The following is a 17,179-nucleotide window of genomic DNA, read 5'->3' as shown; positions in this document are numbered from 1 at the left end:
CGAACGATGAGCTCCGAGCTGTGAGCTGGTACCCGACGGCGATGCCGTCGCAAGCGGGCAAGCGGTATCTCGTCACCGGTGCGAACGCGGGCATCGGCTTCTTCACGGCGGCACGGCTCGCGGGCGCGGGCGCGCACGTCGTGCTCGCCGGCCGCAGCCCGGAGCGGCTCGAGGCGGCGATGGCGGCGATCCGCGGCGCGCGCCCCGAGGCATCCGTCGAACCGCTCGTCATCGACACGGCCTCGCTCGACTCGGTGCGGGCGGGTGCGTCCCGACTGCTGCACCGCCCGCCGTTCGACGGTGTCGTGGCCAACGCGGGCATGGTGCACACGCCCGACCAGCGCCTCGAGTCGCCCGACGGCAACGAGCTCGTGCTCGCGACGAACGTGCTCGGCCACTTCGCCCTGCTCGCGCAGCTGCTGCCGAACCTCGCGCCGGGCGGGCGCATCGTCATGCTCGGGTCGCTGTCGAGCCGGCTCTCGACGTTCCGCATCGACGACCTGCAGCTCGAGCGGGGCTACGACCCCTGGCGGGCCTACGCGCAGTCGAAGATCGCCACGCAGGTGTTCGCCTTCGAGCTCGATCGGCGGCTTCGAGCCGAGGATGCACCGCTCTCGAGCCTCGTCGCCCACCCGGGCTACTCGGTCGGCGGCAGGACCCCGCGAGTGCCAGGCGTCAACGAGCCGTCGACCGGCAAGCGATTCCGCGACGCGTTGCAGGGGGCGTGGGCGCAGGGCAAGCACCGCGGCGCCGAAGTGCCGCTGCATGCGCTCACCGCGCCGGGCGTCGAGGGAGGCCAGTTCTGGGGGCCGCGGTGGTCGACGAAGGGCGCGCCCGCACTGCAGACGCCGACGCGCACCTCGACGGATGCCGCGATCGGCGCCCGATTCTGGGCGTTCGCCGAGCAGGCCACCGGCACGACGTTCACCGTCGGCGCATGAGCGAGCCCGCCGAGAAGCCGCGGTTCTTCGCACGGCCGAAAGTGCGCCGCATCCTCTCGCGCACCGTGGTCGCCGTCGGCATCGTGCTCGCCGTGATCGGCGTCGTCTCGGGCCGCTACGGGTGGCTCTTCGCGGGCATCATCGTCGTCGGCCTCGGCGCCGCGATGGGGCCGGGGCGCATCCGCCGCTGAGCCCAGGGCCGGTACGCCGGCTCAGCTGAGCACCACGGTCGTCGGCACGGGGTTCTGGAAGAGATCGAGCACCGGGCAGTGCGCGTCGACGGTCTCGCGGAGCGTCTCGTAGCGGTCGGCGCTCTCGGGGCCACGGAGGTTCACGACGAGTCGCACCTGGCTGAAGCCGGCCCGCACCGACTCGTCGATGCCGAACAGCTTGCGTGCGTCGAGGTCGCCCTCGGCCGTGATCTCGATGTCGTCGACCTGGATACCGAGAGCGCCGGCGTACAGGCGGTAGACCACGATCTGGCAGGAGATGAGCGCGGCGAGGGCATACTCAACGGGGCTCGCGGCCACGTCGTCGCCGGCGAGGGCGGCGGGCTCGTCGACCTCGAAGCGGTGGCGGCCGGCGGTGATCGCGGTCGCGACGGCGCCGGTGCCGCGGCCGGTCACGGTGTAGGTGAGGTGGGCGGCGTCGGGAGTGCGCTCGATGCGGTCGGCCCATGCGGCGCCGGCTGCGGCGAGCCGCTCTGCACGCTCCGCAGGCGGGAAGACGGTCGTGGCGGTGTCGTCGAGGAGTGTCATGCCCGAACGATATGGGGCGAGCGAGGCGGACTGCTCGCGGCGTGTCACCCGGCGCAACGGATCGTCACACGGCGACGACGAGTCGACGCGGCCGCGGCCGCCGCAGCTACGCGGTCAGCGTCGCGAGCACGCGCGGCCAGGCGCCGTCGAGGTCGGCGAGCACGAGGTCGGCACGAAGGCCGGGCCCGATCGCGCCCCGGTCGCCGAGCCCGACCGCCGCGGCGGGACCGCTCGTCACGAGGCCGACGGCCGCGGGCAATGAGCACGAGCCGTCGGCGGCGAGTCGCACGACCGCGCCGAGCTGGGCGTCGGGCAGGTAGTCCGAGGCGAGCGCGTCGACGAGGCCGGCCGCGATCAGCTCACCGGCTGAGACGTTGCCGGCGTGCGAGCCGCCTCGCATCGCGTTCGGGGCGCCGGCGACGACCAGGAGGCCGCGGCGCCGTGCGTGCGCGGCCGCCTCGAGCGTCGTCGGGAACTCCGCCACGGCGCCGCCGCGGTCGACGAGTTCGTCGACGTCCTGGCGGGTCGCGGGGTCGTGGCCGAACAGCCGGATGCGCCCGGCCCGCGCGAGCTCGCCGAGCCACGCGAGTGTTCGGTGCCCGACCTCGGTGCGGTCGTCCCTCGATGAGCGCCACCATTCCACATGCGTCGCCGCCTCCTCTGGCGACATCCCCTCGCCCTCGACCATCCACCGGTGCATGGTGGCGGGGTCGGCGTACTGGCCCTGCCCGGGCGTGTGGTCTTCGTGCGAGACGACGAGTACACGATCGCCAGCCGCGGCGATCCGCGAGTCGAGGGCGGCAGCGCCGACCGCGCAGCGCACGTCGACGCGATGCAGGATCTGCATCGCAGAAGACCCCACGGCGTCGATCGCATCGGCGACGTGCTCGGCCGGCGGCGAGCCGATCGGCAGGCCGACCGCGCTCCGCTCCTGGAACGCGACGCCCTGGAACGCCGTCGTGATGCCGGCCGCACGAACGCGACCCTCCGCGGCGGCGAGCGCGAAGCCCACCGGAACCGACGCACCGGGCCTCGGTCGCAGCTCGCGGCCCACGGCGTCGCCGTGCACGTCGACGAGACCCGGCAGGCACATGGCGCCGCGGCCGTCGACATCGGCGCCCCCGCCCGGTGGGTGCGGCTCGATGGCCTCGATGATCCCCGAGCGCACCACGATGCGGGCATCGTCGACGATCCGGTCGGGCAGCACCGCCCGCACGTGGCCGAGCACGTAGTCGGCAGGCGGACGGCCGAGCGGCCACCCCGAGGCATCCGTGCGCTTCGCCGTCGCAGCGACGCTCGCTGCCGTCCCGGCCGCCACCGCGGTCGTCACGCCGACGCCCCTTCCGGCGGGACGTGCCCGCCGAGCTCGAACACGACGCGCATGGCATCGGCGCGGATCCACCGGCGGGTGAAGCACAGGAGCCGGCCGGTGACCCCGTCGCGGTTGACGCTCTCGACGAGCCAGACCGGGTCGCCGGTCGCGCACTCGAGGCCGTCGGCGACATCGTCCCCGGCGACCTCGATGCTTGCGCGCGACGATGCGCGCTCCGGCGAGGCAGCGGCCATCTGCCGCAGGATCTCGTGCAGCGACGTCTCGTGGCGGATCGCCGTCGGCAGCTGCGGGAGCACGTCGAACGGCACCCACTCGTCGCCCCACGATGCCGGCAGGTCGTCGGTGAACGAGCGGCGCCGGAGCCGGTAGGCCGACTCGCCGGCGGGCCGGCCGAGGTGGCTCGCGACATCGATCGGCATCTTCAGCGGCTCGCAGGACAGCACGATGCTGCGCGGCACCGCCCCCGCCTCTCGCACGGTGCGGCTCCACGACGGAGCCCGATCCGCCGAGATGATGTAGTCGATCCGCTTCGCGGTGTAGGTGCCGCCGCCCTTGATCCGGCGCACGAGCATCCGTCGCTGGAGTTCCTGCATCGCGGCGCGCGCAGCGGCGCGGCCGACGCCGAACCGCTCGGCGATCTCGTGCTCCCCGGCTACCTTGGTGCCCGGCGGCAGCTCGGCGAACTCCGCCGCCAGCAGCTCGGCGATCTGACGGAACCTCGTCTCTGGCATGCGGTGAAGTCTCGCCCGCCCGGGTGAACTGCAGGTGAAGTCGACGCAGCGACTCCGCCGAATCGCCGAATCGCCGTGCCGCCGCATCGCCGGACCGCGACGGCGCGACGACCCGTCGTGGACCCACGGCGGAACCTGCTCGAACAGCGGGCACGGAGCCGCCGCCTGTGGTTCACCTTCCGGTAACCATGCAGCCGTCGCTCGTTGGCGGCGGCTGCCTACGTTGGGGCAACGGAACACACACAGCATGCGCCTGCACCGGGCGCAGCGGTCATGAAAGGTTTCCGATGAAGCTCAACACCAAGGCTTGGCCCGCGATCGCCGCAGCGGCCCTGCTCACCGTCGGCCTCGCTGCATGTTCGTCGCCCTCCACGGCTGACGACACGGCCGCGGATGCCTCGGCCGGCACCTTCGCCGTCGACGAGAACACGCTCGTCTTCGGCGTCGTTCCCGACTCGGTCGACACCGAGACGAACTACCAGCCCCTCATGGACTACATCGCGGAGGAGACCGGCAAGACGGTCGAGTACCACGAGTCCACCGACTACGCCGCGCTCATCGAGGCCGCCGTCGCCGGCAAGATCGACGTCGCCTCGTTCTCGGGCTTCACCTACGTGACCGCCACCAACAACGGCGCCGCCCTCACCCCGATCTCCTCGATCATCACCGAGGAGGGCCAGGAGCCCGGCTACTTCTCGCAGGCGATCGTGCCCAAGGGCAGCGACATCACCGACCTCGCCGGCTTCAAGGGCAAGAAGGTCTGCTTCGTCGACCCGTCGTCGACCTCGGGCTACCTGTTCCCGAGCTACAACCTGCTGAACGAGGGCATCGACCCCGAGACCGACGTCACGCCGGTGTTCGCGGGCAAGCACGACGTCTCGGTCACCAAGACCGGTGAGGGCGTCGAGTGCGAGGCCGGCTTCGCCGAGGACAGCGAGGTCGAGAAGAGCGACAAGGTCGAGGTCATCTCGGAGACCATGGTCCCCGGCGCCCCGATCGTCATGTCGAACACGCTGCCCGAAGAGCTGCAGACGCAGCTCACCGACATCCTCAGCGAGGTCACGATCGACGAGATCATCGCCGCCGGCATCGACAGCGCCGACAGCGACGGCTTCCGCAGCGTGTTCTTCGCAACGTCGCCGGTCGACGACGAGTACTACGACACCATCCGCGACATCTGCGAGAAGACGAACGCGGAGCAGTGCCAGGGCTGACGCCTCGGCACTGACCACGGTCGAAGAAGCACGGAACAGGGAACACGGAGCACCGCATGAGCACCCAAGTCGGCAACGAGGATTCAGTCGTCATCGACGTCTCCGGACTCACGAAGGAGTTCGGCCGCACCGTGGCGCTGCAGGGGGCGTCGCTCACGGTCGCGCGGGGGGAGATCGTGGTGCTCCTCGGGCTCTCGGGCTCGGGCAAGTCGACGCTGCTGCGGCACCTCGACGGGCTCGAGACCCCGACCTCCGGTTCCGTGCGCGTGCTCGGCCAGGAGGTGCCGCGCCTCACGGGGCGGCGCCTCCGGGCCCTGCGCAGCCGCATGGGCTTCGTCTTCCAGCAGTTCGACCTCGTGCCCTCGCTGACGGTGCTCGAGAACGTGCTGACCGGCGCGCTCTCCGAGCTGCGCGGACCGCGCATCGGACTCTGGAGCTACCCCAAGCGGCTGAAGCTCACGGCCCTCGGCCACCTCGACCGGGTCGGCCTCCTCGACCGGGCCTACCAGCGCGCCGACACCCTCTCGGGCGGCCAGCAGCAGCGCGTCGCCATCGCACGCGCCCTCATGCAGGACCCCGAAATCCTCCTCGCCGACGAGCCCGTCGCCTCGCTCGACCCGGAGTCGAGCGAGCAGGTCATGTCGCTCATCCGCGAGATCGCGATGGACGAGGGCCTCACCGTCGTCTGCAGCCTGCACCAGGTCGACCTCGCGCTCTCGTGGGGCGACCGCATCGTCGGCCTCCGCCATGGCGAGGTCGTGCTCGACACCCCCGCCGAGGGGCTCTCCAAGGCCGAGGTCATGGAGATCTACGGCCGGGTCGCGACGTCGACCACCGAACTCGAGGCGATCGAGGTCGAGCTGTCGGATGCCGCGGCAGACGCCGCCGCCGAGACCCACCTCGCCGACGGCGCGCTGCGCTCATGAGCCTCATCACCGCGACGCCGCCGGCTCCGTCGGCCCCGCCGCCCGCACCCTCGCCGTCGATCGCCGATCGCGCGCCCCGCCGCCGCGTCTCGCCGGAGCGCATCGCCGCGATCCTCGCGCTCGGTGCGATCGTCGTGGCATCCGTCATCGCCCTCGCCGACTCGGGCATCTCGATCCCGAGCATGATCGAGAGCTGGGGCAACGCCGAGCGGTTCTTCGCCCGCGTCGGCACCATCACCTTCCCCGAGCCGGGCGAGCTCGTCTACCTGACCGCCCTCACGATCGGCCTCGTGCTCTGCGGCACGCTCCTCGCCGCGGTGATCTCCGTGCCGATCGCCTACCTCGCCGCGTCGAACACGACGCCGGGCCGGGGCTGGCAGGCGTTCGGTCGCTTCGTCACGGTGCTGACCCGTGCGATCCCCGACGTCGTGCTCGCGATGGTCTTCGTGCTCATGTTCTCGCTCGGGTCGCTGCCCGGCATCCTCGCGATCGGCATCCACTCGATCGGCATGATCGCGAAGCTCTTCGCCGACGCCATCGAGCAGATCGACGAGGGCCCGCGCCGCGCCATCCGCGCCGCCGGCGGCTCGAAGCTGCAGGAATTCACGAGCGGCATCCTGCCGCAGGTGCTGCCGTCGTGGGTCGCGACCGTGCTGCACCGCAACGACATCAACCTGCGCGGATCCGTCGTGCTCGGCTACGTCGGCGTCGTCGGCCTCGGGATGGAGATGTCGTTCGCCTTCAAGTCGCTGAACTACTCGGAGGGCCTCGGCATCGCGCTCGTGATGTTCGCGCTCTGCGTCGTCATGGAGATCGTCTCGAGCGTCGTGCGCCAGGCCATGCTCGGCGGCGCGCCGACCGGGCGCGGCCTGGGTGACCGGGTCGTGCGCCTCGCCGGTCGAGCCGGCGCGAAGCGCGGTGTCGAGACCACGCCGGTCGCTCGACCGGCGGTGTCGCACGACCTCGACGCGGCGCTCCGCCGCCCGTGGGACGCCGTGCGCATCCGCAACACCGTCTGGGGCTGGCTCGCGTTCGCGGTCGTCGTCGGCAGCGTGCTCGTCTGCAACATCCAGTGGGGCGACCTCATCACCTTCTGGGCCAAGGTGCCCGAGATCGCCGTGCAGTTCTGGCCGCCGAGCTTCGGCAACTACGACGCTGCGACGATGTTCGGCGCGATGGCGCAGACGATCGGCATCGCCCTCGCCGCCACCCTCCTCGCGTTCGTCGTCTCGGTGTTCGTCGGCTCGGTCGCCGCTCGCAACGTCGCCCCGAACGGCACCGTGCGTACATCGATGCGACTGCTGCTCGTCGTGATCCGCGGCATCCCCGAGGTGATCCTCGCGATCGTGCTCATCGTGATCACGGGCCTCGGCAGCCAGGCGGGCACGCTGGCCCTCGCGTTCGGCGGCATCGGCCTGCTCGGCAAGCTCATCGCCGACTCCTTCGAGGAGGTGAAGCCCGGGCCCGAGCGTGCACTGCGCGCCACCGGTGCGAGCCGCGGTCAGGTCTACGCCTCGGCGACGCTGCCCCAGGGCACGCGGGCGCTCATCGGCCACAGCTTCTACCTGCTCGACACGAACATCCGCGCGGCGACGATCCTCGGCATCGTCGGCGGCGGCGGCATCGGCTACTACCTGCTGAACGCCGGGCAGGGCTCGAACTACGCGGTCGTGACCGCGATCGTGCTGATGATCCTCGTCACGGTGCTGATCGTCGAGGGCATCGCGATGTGGATGCGGCGGGTGTTCAAGTGAGCGCGGCATTCGACGTCGCCGTCGTCGGCTCGGGCATCGTCGGACTCGGTGCCGCGCTCGCCGCACATCGCCGGGGGCTCCGGGTCGTCGTGATCGAACGGGGCAGCGAGCCCGCCGGGGCATCCGTTCGCAATTTCGGGCACCTGTGCTTCACCCCGCAGGCCGGACTCGCCCGCGAGTTCGCACTCACCTCCCGCGAACTCTGGCTCGGGCTCGCCCCGGATGCCGGCGTGTGGCTGCGCGAATCGGGCACCCTCGTGGCCGCCCGCCGCGGCGACGAGCTCGCGGTGCTCCGCGACCTCGCCGAGACGCGCGGTGGCGAGGTCGAACTGCTCACGGCGGCCGAGGCCGAAGAGCGGATGCCGCTCGCCCGGGGCACGGCCGTCGGCGGCGCGTTCCTCCCGCGCGACCTGCAGGCGAATCCCCGTCAGGCCGTCGCCGCGATCGCTGCGCACCTCGAGCGCGAGGGCGTCGAGTTCCGCCGCCGCACGGCGGTCGGCGCCGTGCGTCCGGGCCGCGTCGAGACCAGCCGCGGCCCGATCGACGCCGACCGCGTGATCGTCGCGGTGAACCACGACATCGACCTGCTCTACCCCGAGGTCGCCGAGCGGCACGGCATCGTGCGCTGCGCGCTCGACATGCTGCGCGTCACGGCAGAGCTGCGGATGCCGCTGGCCGCACCGCTCCTCACCGGCTGGTCGCTCGTGCGCTACGGCGCCTTCGCGGCCACCCCGGCCGCCGCGACCCTGCGCGAGCGGCTGCACGCCGAGCGGCCCGACCTCGCCGCGCTCGACCTGAACCAGATGTACACGCGGCTGCCGGACGGCACGCTCGTCGTCGGCGACACGCATGCCCGTGGCATCACCGTGCCGCCGTTCCAGCCCGAGTTCGCCTTCGAGGCGATGCTCGAGGAGACGCGTTCGCTCTTCGGCATCGAGGCGCTGCGCGTCGTCGAGCGGTGGCAGGGCGTCTACGCGAGCGGGCCCGACGACTTCCTCATCGAGGAGGTCGAACCCGGCGTGCACCTCGTCGCCGCCACGACCGGCATCGGCATGACGACGGGCCTCGGGCTCGCCGAGCACGTCGTCGCCGGCTTCTCGGACGAGCCCGCCGGCGACCAGCCCGCCGCCGGCGACGCTGCCGCCGACCTGTCGGGCTTCGGCTCGGCACCCACGACCACCCTGCAGAAAGGCGCATCATGACCGCGAACCCCTCCACCGTCCTCTCCGACGACGAACTCGCCGAGCGCGACGAGCTGGCCGAACTCTCCGAGACGGGTGCTCCCGGAGCTCGTGCGCTTGCTGCGGAGCAGCTCGACGAGCAGCTCGAGGAGCTCGACGACGACGACCTCGACGACGACGACGAGTCGGGCGACATCGAGCTGATCGTGCTCGACATGGCCGGCACGACCGTCGCCGACGACGGCGTCGTCGAGCGGGCGTTCGCACTCGCCGCGGAGCGCAGCGGCATCGCGACCGGCGAGGCCTTCGAGGCCGCCCTCCAGTACGTGCGCGACACGATGGGCCAGTCGAAGATCGACGTCTTCCGCGTGCTCGCCGACGGCGACGAAGACGCCGCCCAGCGGGGCAACTCGGCGTTCGAGGGCGCGTACGCGGAGCTCGTCGCGAGCGAGGGCGTCGCCGAGATCGCGGGCGCGGCGGACGTGATCAGGGAGCTGCGCGCCGCCGGGGCATCCGTCGTGCTCACGACCGGTTTCTCGCCCGTGACCCGCGACGCGATCATCGACGCGCTCGGCTGGCACGATCTCGCCGACGCCGTGCTGTCGCCGGCCGATGCCGGCCGCGGCCGTCCGCATCCCGACATGCCGCTCACTGCGCTGCTGCGCACGGGCGCGAGCGCGGTCGACGCGATGGTCGTCGTGGGCGACACCGCGAGCGATGTCTTGTCTGGTGTCAACGCCGGTGCCGGTTTCGTCGTCGGCGTGCTGAGCGGGGCCCACGACCGGGAGGCGCTCGAGGCCGCCGGCGCCGACGCCGTCATCGACAGCATCACCGAGCTGCCCGCGCTGCTCGGCCTCCGCGGCGAGTAGCGGCGTGACCATGCACACCGTCGAGCGGGTCGGAGAGCTCGACATCATCGTCAAGCCCTCGCCCATCGCCATGGTCTGGTACGAACCGGGTCGGCCGCACGAGGCGCTCGCGGCGCCCGGAGTCCGGCTCGCGCCGGGGGAGGCACTCGTCGAGGTCGAGCTCGCCACGATCTGCGGCTCCGATGTGCACACCGTGAGCGGTCACCGCTCCGCACCGGCGCCGCTCGTGCTCGGGCACGAGCAGGTCGGCCGCGTCGTCGCCCTGGGCGACGGCGCCGTGCGGGCCGACGGCACGCTGCTCGAACTCGGCGATCGCGTCGTCTGGTCGGTCACGGTCAGTTGCGGCGACTGCGACCGGTGCCGCAGGGGGCTCGCCCAGAAGTGCCGCACGCTCGCCAAGTACGGACACGAGCGCGTGCACCGCGGCTGGGAGCTGTCGGGCGGATTCGCCACCCACGTGCAGTTGCGCGCCGGTACCGCGACGGTGCGTGTGAGCGAGACGCTGCCTGCAGCCATCGCCGCGCCCGCCTCCTGCGCGACGGCCACCGCGGTCGCCGCCCTCGACGCCGCTGCGGCGCGGGTCGAACTCGACGGAGCCCTCCTGCTCGTGACGGGGGCGGGCATGATCGGGCTGTCGGTCGCGGCAATGGCCGTCGAGGCGGGCGCCGAGGTCATCGTCGCGGACCCGGATGCCTCGCGGCGCGCGTTCGCCCGGCGGCTCGGCGCCGTCACGGTCGACCCGCTCGCCCGCGGCGCCGCGCCCGAACGCCTCGACGCCGTGCTCGCCCGCTTCGCGGAGCGCGGCCTCACCGAGGTGCTCGTGGCGATCGAGGCCTCGGGAACCGCGGCAGCGGTGCGCACCGTGCTCGACGTCATCGGGGTCGGCGGCGTCGCCGTGCTCGTCGGCAGCGTGTCGCCCGGATCGGAGGTGAGCCTCGACCCCGAGACGATCGTGCGGCGCCTCGCCACCGTGACCGGTGTGCACAACTACACGGCGGTGCAGCTCGAGCGCGCGGTCGCGTTCCTCGACCGGTCGTGGCAGCACCTGCCCTTCGAGGAGCTCGTGGGGGCGACGCATCCGCTCGCCGAACTCGACCTCGCGCTCGAGGAGGCCGCGACGGGACTGCACGTGCGCGTCGGCGTGGCGCCCGGTCGCCGTCTGATCTGATCCGAGATTCTGGGGCCGACGGGAGCCGGGGGACGTAGGCTGATCGAACCATGCGCGTGATCAGCTACAACCTCCGCAAGCACCGGGCGAGTGGCGAACTCGTCGGCCTCGTCGAGCGCTACTCGCCCGACATCCTCTGCCTTCAGGAGTGCGACACGCAAGACCTGCCGCAGCAGATCCACGATCTGCAGCTCGCCGACGCGACCCAGCGCAACCGTCTCGGCCTCGCGCTCTACTACGACGCCGAGCGGTTCCGGGCGGTGCGCATCCAGGCCTTCGCCCTGAAGAAGTCGTTGCACGACCGGCTGCTGCGGCCCGCGCACGAGCGCCTCATCGGTGTGCGGCTCTTCGACAACGAGGCGCAGCGCGAGCTGATCGTCGCCTCGTTCCACGCGGCACCGTTGACCGCGCTGAACTCGCTGCGACGCCACCAGATCAAGTCGGCGCTCGGTGAGCTCCAGTTCCTCGGCCCCGGCCTGCCCACCCTCATGGTCGGCGACTACAACTACCCGATCTTCAAGGAGAACCTCGGCGAGAAGGTGCGCGACTCGGGCTACGACCTGACGCTCAGCGACAAGCGCACGTACACGCGGTACAAGTTCTTCCGCGGTCACTTCGATCTCGCGACCTCGGTCGGTCTCGACATCGCGGGCGTCGAGACGCTCGCGCGCGGGTCATCCGACCACATGCCGATCCTCGTCGACGCCGACTACAGCGTCGCGGTGCCGGCGAGCGCCCCGTGATCGGTCGCGAGCTCGCCCTCGCGCTGCGGGACGCCGGACTCGTGTGGACCCCCGAGTCGGGCGACCGCTTCGCTCTCGACCTGCCCGACACCGTCGAATCCGAGGTCGAGGCCGAGGTGTTCACCGTCAGCGAGATGACGATCGAGCCGCAGGCGTTCTCGACCGACACGGTGCTCGGCTTCAACGGCACGACCGAGTGGGCGCTCGACTCGGTGTCGGTCGGAGACGCCGTCTGGCTGCCGCGCGAAGACCAGCTGCGGGAGTTGCTGCGGGCGACCTTCCGGGCGCTCCGACGCCTCGACGACGCGTTCGAGGTCGAGATCGAGCTCGGCGGCGAGACCCGCCGCTTCGAGCACCCCGATGTCGCCGAGGCGTACGGCCTCGCGCTGCTGGAGCTCATCGGGCGTTCGCGATGACGGATGCCTCGGAGCCGCCCGCGGCCCGGCCGACCGGGTCTTCGGGCGTGCTGCGGGCGCTCGACGCCGCGGGCGCCGCCGCCGCCCGTGAACTCGGCGGGCACGCTGCTCGCGACGAGGCGCTCGCCGAGTACGTGCCCGAGCGACGCACCCTCGGTATTCCGCGTGCGGCCCGGATGACGCCGCTCGGCCGGGTCTGGCGCCTCGGCGTGCTGCTCGTCGACCCGGACGGACGGCTCTTCGCGACCGGCCGGGTCGTTCGTGCCGAACGCCCCGTGCGGCGGAGCACTCCCGCCGCGTCGATCGCCGAGCAGCGTGCCTTCGCCGCGGCCGCCGTGAAGGGCGGCTTCGCCGAGGGCGAGACCGTGAACTTCGGTGCCGTACCCGTCGACCCCGACGAGCTCGTGCACGCCGCGGCATCCGGACCGCTCGTGGTGGTCGACGACGCGCTGTTCGTGCGCTGGAACCCGGCCCAACCCGACGCGCTGACGCCGCTCGATCGCTACCTCGCCGACCGTGTGGAGCTGCTCGTGAATCCGCCGTCGGGCGCCTGAGCTGTTGACGTCGCGTTCCCGTTTGCTAGGGTCGACGATCGTGTCCTGCAATTTCTCCGCGCTGATCATTCGGCCCCGCACCGCCTGAGGCGGAGCGACCGAACCATCACACGCGTCCCTCCGCCTCGGCCATGACGACCCTGGCCGCGGTGCTCCTTCGGCGCGCCCGGCTGACGATCCTCGCCAGCGGAGTTCTCATTGCGTACGCACAACCCTTCTTCAGTTCCCTTCTCGTCTTCTGCTTCCCGTTCGGGCCAGTCCGCCCGCGCTCGTCGAGCGCCCGCGCCGGTGTCTGCGTTCGACCGTCCGCCGGTCGTCGGCGGTCGTCACGAACTCGGCCAGAACTTCCTGGTCGATCGCCGCGTCGTCGACGGGTTCGTCGCCCTGGCGGCCGCCACTCGCGGCCCGATCGTCGAAGTCGGCGCCGGCAGCGGCGCGATCACCCGCGAACTCGCGGCGCTCGGTCGGCCGCTCACCGCGCTCGAGATCGACGGGCGCCGGGCCGATTCGCTCCGTCGTGAGTTCGAGCACGACGCCGACGTGACGATCGTCGAGGCCGATGCGCTCGCGTGGCGGTATCCCGCGGCGTCCCACGTCGTCGTCGGCAACGTGCCGTTCCATCTCACGACGGCCATCATGCGATCGCTCCTCGCCCGCGGGCACTGGACCGACGCGATCCTGCTCACCCAGTGGGAGGTCGCGCGGCGCCGGTGCGGGGTGGGCGGTTCGAGCCTGCTCACGGCCCAGTGGGACCCGTGGTTCACATTCCGGTTGCACGAGCGCGTGCCGGCGCGGGCGTTCAAGCCGGCGCCGTCGGTCGACGGCGGTGTCTTCACGATCGAGCGGCGCCGCGACCCGCTCGTGCCGGCCACCGACCGCGCCGCGTATCAGGCGTTCGTCGCCGAGGTCTACCGGGGGAAGGGGCGCGGACTCGCCCAGATCCTCCGTCGCACCTCGCGGCCGGTGCCCGCCGAGCGGGTTCGCGGGCTACTGAGCTCGGCGGGTGTCGCTGCCGACGTGTTGCCGAGTCGGCTCACCGGGGAGCAGTGGGCGGCGCTCTGGGCCGGGGTGCGCGGAGCTACCGGAGGTCGCGGCTGATGCGGATGCCGAACGGGTGCGGGCCGGCGGCGAACCACACGATGGAGCCGACGAGCGCGCTCGCGCCGACCGATCATGGAACTCGCCGGCCGTGCTTCCCATCATCGTCCCCGCTACCGCGTTCGGAGCCCTGCGTCTCCTGCTCCTGGATCGACTCGATGATCGAGTCCTGCAGTCCCCGCTGCCCGGTGTGCAGCTCCTGGTACTTCTCGCCGGCGCTCATGAGTGGCCCGAGCGCATGCCGCAGGCGCGAGCGGGTGCCGCGCGGCGCGCGGAACCAGCGCACGACGAAGCCGACCACGATCGCGATCGCGAGCAGCGCAACCGGCACCCAGATGAGGGCGAGCGACCACGAATCGGGAGCCATGCTCAGAACCCGTACGGCGTGATGGGGGAGAGGGCGCCGTCGCGCAGCGCCTCGAGAATCGCCAGCTCGTGCGGCACCACGGGTTCGGGCAGCGCGTCGAGCGGGAACCAGCGGAGCTCGACGGCCTTGTCCTCCATGAGTCTCGGCTCACCGTGCCATGCCGTCGCGCTGAAGAACACGTCGATGCGCTCCTCGATCGCCCGGTGCGGTGCGCCACCCGTGCGGTGCATGACGGTCAGCACCGTGAGGGCCGACCCGTCGAGCTCGACCCCGAGCTCCTCGCGAGTCTCGCGCGCGGCGGCAGCCAGCAGCGACTCGCCCTGCTCGACGTGGCCGGCGGCACCGCACGCCCAGTGCTCGTCGAAGTAGCCCGTGCCGCGGCGCAGCTGCAGCAGCACCTCGTCGCCTCTCCGGAGCACGACGTAGGCGGCAGGGATGACCGCGAAACGACCATGGGATGCCGCGTACGCCTCGGTGTACGACTCGGACTGGGTCACGGGGTCTCGATACGCTTCGCTACTCGACCGGCGGTGGGGCTTCGCTACTCGACCAGCTACTCGACCGGCAACGGGGTCAGTAGCCGACGATGGGGCCGAACGCGTCGGCGAGCGGCGCGCGGTTGATGCCGCGCAGCTCGTCGATCGAGACGGTGAAGAGTCCCTGCACCTCGAGGGCTCCGGATGTCGCGTCGGTCACGCCGATGCGACGCACCGGGTAGTCGCGCCCATCGCAGAGGCCGCGGAACTTCACGTCGTCTTCGCGTGGCACCGTCACGATGACGCGGCCCGTCGACTCTGAGAAGAGCGCGGTCGCGAGGTCGATGCCGGCGTCGCCGGCTACCTCGTCGAGCACGACGCGGGCGCCGAGGCCGAACCGACCGACCGCCTCGGCGAGGGCGATCGCGAGACCGCCGTCGGAGAGGTCGTGCGCCGAGTCGATGAGGCCCTCGATCGCCGCCGCGTTCAGCAGCTCGGCGAGGCGCTTCTCACCGGCGAGGTCGACCGCCGGCGGGCGACCGCCGAGGTGGCCGTGCACGACGCCGGCCCACGCGGAGCCGTCGAGCTCGAGCGCGGTGTCGCCGAGGAGGTAGATGTTGTGTCCGTCGTCCTGCCAGCCCGACGGGATGCGGCGGGCGACGTCGTCGATCACGCCGAGCACGGCGATCACGGGCGTCGGGTGGATCGGCACGTCACCGGTCTGGTTGTAGAACGAGACGTTGCCGCCCGTCACGGGGATGCCGAGCTCGAGGCATCCGTCGCTGAGGCCTTCGACGGTCTCGGAGAACTGCCACATGACCTCGGGGTTCTCGGGGGAGCCGAAGTTCAGGCAGTCGGAGACGGCGGCGGGCACCGCGCCCGAGACGGCGACGTTGCGGTACGCCTCGGCGAGCGCGAGCTTCGCGCCCTGACGGGGGTCGAGCTGCGAGTAGCGGCCGTTGGCGTCGGTCGCGACCGAGACGCCGAGGCCCGACTCCTCGTCGACGCGCACCATGCCCGCGTCGTCGGGGTAGCTGAGCGCCGTGTTGCCGAGCACGTACTTGTCGTACTGGTTCGTGACCCACGCGGCATCCGCCTGGTTCGCCGAGCCGACGAGCTGCAGGAACTGCGCGCGGATCTCCTCGGGCGTCGCCGGGCGGTCGAGCTTCGCGGCCGTGTCGGCCTGCAGGGCGTCGATCCAGGTGGGGTAGGCGACGGGGCGCTCGTAGACCGGGCCGTCGACGGCGACGGTGCGCGGGTCGACGTTCACGATCTCCTGGCCGTGCCACATGATGCTCAGGCGGCCCGTGTCGGTGACCTCGCCGAGCACGCTCGTCTCGACGTCCCACTTCTTGACGACCTCGAGGAAGCCGTCGAGCTTCTCGGGGCGCACGATCGCCATCATGCGCTCCTGGCTCTCGCTCATCAGGATCTCTTCGGGCGTGAGCGTCGGGTCGCGCAGCAGCACGTCGTCGAGCACGATCGCCATGCCGCCGTCGCCGTTGGACGCGAGCTCGGAGGTCGCGCACGAGATGCCGGCCGCGCCGAGGTCTTGGATGCCCTCGACGAGGTCGCCCGCGAAGAGCTCGAGGCAGCACTCGATGAGCACCTTCTCGGCGAAGGGGTCGCCGACCTGCACCGCGGGGCGCTTGGTCGGGCCGCCCTCGTCGAAGCTGTCGGACGCGAGGATCGACGCGCCGCCGATGCCGTCGCCGCCCGTGCGAGCGCCGAAGAGCACGACCTTGTTGCCGGCGCCCTTGGCGTTGGCGAGGTGCAGGTCTTCGTGGCGCATGACGCCGACCGCGAGGGCGTTCACGAGCGGGTTCGCCTGGTACACCGGGTCGAACCAGGTCTCGCCGCCGATGTTCGGCAGGCCGAGGCAGTTGCCGTAGAAGCTGATGCCCGAGACCACGCCGTGCACGACGCGCGCGGTGTCGGGGTGGTCGATGGCGCCGAAGCGCAGCGCGTCCATGACGGCGACCGGGCGTGCGCCCATCGAGATGATGTCGCGCACGATGCCGCCGACGCCGGTCGCGGCGCCCTGGAACGGCTCGATGTAGCTCGGGTGGTTGTGGCTCTCGATCTTGAACGTGACAGCCCAGCCCTCGCCGACGTCGATGACGCCCGCGTTCTCGCCCATGCCCACCATGAGGTTCTTCTTCATCTCGGGCGTGACCTTCTTGCCGAACTGGCGAAGGTAGATCTTCGACGACTTGTACGAGCAGTGCTCGCTCCACATGACGGAGTACATCGCGAGCTCGGCGCTCGTGGGGCGTCGGCCGAGGATGTTGCGGATGCGCTCGTACTCGTCGGGCTTCAAGCCCAGGGCGGCGTACGGCTGCTCCTTCTCGGGAGTGGTGGCCGCGACCTCGACGGTGTCGAGCACCGGAGTCGTCGGAGCAGCGATGGTTTCGGGGGATTCGGTGGTCACGAGTGGCGAGCTCCAGAGAACGGCGGCGGGCGGATGCCGCGGGGCGAATGCCTGACCCGACGAGTCTACCGGCCCGCTCACGTGAGCACGCCCGCGGTCCGCGTGGTGCTCAGCGCCCTCGCGCGCCCCAACCGGTAGAATGCTGAGTGGTCGTCGCATTCCCGGCGGCCCTGGGCGCGCACAAAGCGCGCAGTCGACCCGCCGTTGCGCTCGCGGAGC

General features: G+C 71.8%; 18 protein-coding genes. 12 read left to right on the top strand and 6 right to left on the bottom strand.

All coding sequences use genetic code 11. From position 1 onward, the window contains the following. The first annotated feature begins 20 nt into the window (after positions 1-20). Positions 21-941: an SDR family NAD(P)-dependent oxidoreductase gene (locus ASD23_RS14720; RefSeq protein WP_082571480.1), complete on the top strand. Its 921-nt coding sequence runs from the start codon at positions 21-23 to the stop codon at positions 939-941. Beyond that, a complete protein-coding gene (locus ASD23_RS14715; RefSeq protein WP_056012099.1) occupies positions 938-1,132 on the top strand; it encodes a hypothetical protein in 195 nt (64 codons plus the stop codon). The genes ASD23_RS14720 and ASD23_RS14715 overlap by 4 nt, the downstream gene beginning before the upstream one ends. 21 nt (positions 1,133-1,153) lie before the next feature. Here ASD23_RS14715 and ASD23_RS14710 read toward each other — a convergent pair whose 3' ends face one another. From ASD23_RS14710 to ASD23_RS14700, 3 genes are all read right to left on the bottom strand, one after another. Beyond that, entirely contained in the window at positions 1,154-1,699 is a 546-nt protein-coding gene (locus ASD23_RS14710; RefSeq protein ID WP_056013347.1) for an OsmC family protein, read from the bottom strand. Between the two features lie 106 nt (positions 1,700-1,805). Further along, entirely contained in the window at positions 1,806-3,029 is a 1,224-nt protein-coding gene (locus ASD23_RS14705) for an alpha-D-ribose 1-methylphosphonate 5-triphosphate diphosphatase (protein WP_235507755.1), read from the bottom strand. Then, positions 3,026-3,763: a GntR family transcriptional regulator gene (locus ASD23_RS14700; RefSeq protein WP_056012096.1), complete on the bottom strand. Its 738-nt coding sequence runs from the start codon at positions 3,761-3,763 to the stop codon at positions 3,026-3,028. Before ASD23_RS14700 ends, ASD23_RS14705 begins: the two co-directional genes overlap by 4 nt. Positions 3,764-4,050: 287 nt before the next feature. Between ASD23_RS14700 and ASD23_RS14695 the strand changes: the two genes are divergently transcribed. The 10 genes from ASD23_RS14695 (at position 4,051) to erm (ending at position 13,686) form a co-directional block, all read left to right on the top strand. Continuing rightward, entirely contained in the window at positions 4,051-4,977 is a 927-nt protein-coding gene (locus tag ASD23_RS14695; protein ID WP_056012093.1) for a phosphate/phosphite/phosphonate ABC transporter substrate-binding protein, read from the top strand. A gap of 56 nt (positions 4,978-5,033) precedes the next feature. Continuing rightward, positions 5,034-5,903 (top strand): phosphonate ABC transporter ATP-binding protein, encoded by an 870-nt coding sequence (gene phnC / locus ASD23_RS14690; protein ID WP_056012091.1) that lies wholly within the window; start codon positions 5,034-5,036, stop codon positions 5,901-5,903. Next, entirely contained in the window at positions 5,900-7,657 is a 1,758-nt protein-coding gene (gene phnE, locus ASD23_RS14685) for a phosphonate ABC transporter, permease protein PhnE (protein WP_056012089.1), read from the top strand. Before phnC ends, phnE begins: the two co-directional genes overlap by 4 nt. Continuing rightward, positions 7,654-8,859 (top strand): TIGR03364 family FAD-dependent oxidoreductase, encoded by a 1,206-nt coding sequence (locus tag ASD23_RS14680; protein WP_082571478.1) that lies wholly within the window; start codon positions 7,654-7,656, stop codon positions 8,857-8,859. The genes phnE and ASD23_RS14680 overlap by 4 nt, the downstream gene beginning before the upstream one ends. Then, the gene (locus ASD23_RS14675) at positions 8,856-9,707 is read left to right on the top strand and encodes a phosphonatase-like hydrolase (protein ID WP_056012086.1); all 852 of its coding nucleotides are present in this window, start codon (positions 8,856-8,858) and stop codon (positions 9,705-9,707) included. Before ASD23_RS14680 ends, ASD23_RS14675 begins: the two co-directional genes overlap by 4 nt. A gap of 10 nt (positions 9,708-9,717) precedes the next feature. Continuing rightward, positions 9,718-10,875: an alcohol dehydrogenase catalytic domain-containing protein gene (locus tag ASD23_RS14670; protein ID WP_056013340.1), complete on the top strand. Its 1,158-nt coding sequence runs from the start codon at positions 9,718-9,720 to the stop codon at positions 10,873-10,875. A gap of 50 nt (positions 10,876-10,925) precedes the next feature. Then, positions 10,926-11,618, top strand: coding sequence for an endonuclease/exonuclease/phosphatase family protein (locus tag ASD23_RS14665; RefSeq protein ID WP_056012083.1), 693 nt, complete (start codon positions 10,926-10,928; stop codon positions 11,616-11,618). After that, positions 11,615-12,034 carry a hypothetical protein gene (locus ASD23_RS14660; protein WP_056012080.1) on the top strand — a complete coding sequence of 140 codons (420 nt, stop codon included), beginning with the start codon at positions 11,615-11,617 and terminating at the stop codon, positions 12,032-12,034. Before ASD23_RS14665 ends, ASD23_RS14660 begins: the two co-directional genes overlap by 4 nt. Beyond that, on the top strand, positions 12,031-12,588 hold the full coding sequence (locus ASD23_RS14655; protein ID WP_056012076.1) for a hypothetical protein: 558 nt from the start codon (positions 12,031-12,033) through the stop codon (positions 12,586-12,588). Before ASD23_RS14660 ends, ASD23_RS14655 begins: the two co-directional genes overlap by 4 nt. Before the next feature lie 288 nt (positions 12,589-12,876). Then, the gene (erm, locus tag ASD23_RS14650; RefSeq protein ID WP_056012074.1) at positions 12,877-13,686 is read left to right on the top strand and encodes a 23S ribosomal RNA methyltransferase Erm; all 810 of its coding nucleotides are present in this window, start codon (positions 12,877-12,879) and stop codon (positions 13,684-13,686) included. 73 nt (positions 13,687-13,759) lie between these two features. Here erm and ASD23_RS14645 read toward each other — a convergent pair whose 3' ends face one another. The 3 genes from ASD23_RS14645 to purL form a co-directional block, all read right to left on the bottom strand. After that, complete coding sequence (locus ASD23_RS14645) at positions 13,760-14,053, bottom strand: hypothetical protein (RefSeq protein WP_056012071.1); 294 nt, start codon at positions 14,051-14,053, stop codon at positions 13,760-13,762. A 2-nt stretch (positions 14,054-14,055) separates the two neighbouring features. After that, the gene (locus tag ASD23_RS14640) at positions 14,056-14,550 is read right to left on the bottom strand and encodes an NUDIX hydrolase (RefSeq protein WP_056012068.1); all 495 of its coding nucleotides are present in this window, start codon (positions 14,548-14,550) and stop codon (positions 14,056-14,058) included. A 76-nt stretch (positions 14,551-14,626) separates the two neighbouring features. Continuing rightward, on the bottom strand, positions 14,627-16,960 hold the full coding sequence (gene purL / locus ASD23_RS14635; RefSeq protein ID WP_235507754.1) for a phosphoribosylformylglycinamidine synthase subunit PurL: 2,334 nt from the start codon (positions 16,958-16,960) through the stop codon (positions 14,627-14,629). Positions 16,961-17,179: the final 219 nt, after the last annotated feature.

The sequence above is a fragment of the Agromyces sp. Root1464 genome (assembly GCF_001427265.1).
Taxonomy (GTDB): Bacteria; Actinomycetota; Actinomycetes; order Actinomycetales; family Microbacteriaceae; genus Agromyces; species Agromyces fucosus.
The sequence above is the reverse complement of the archived record's forward strand: the minus strand, read 5'-3'. Positions and strand labels throughout refer to the sequence as shown.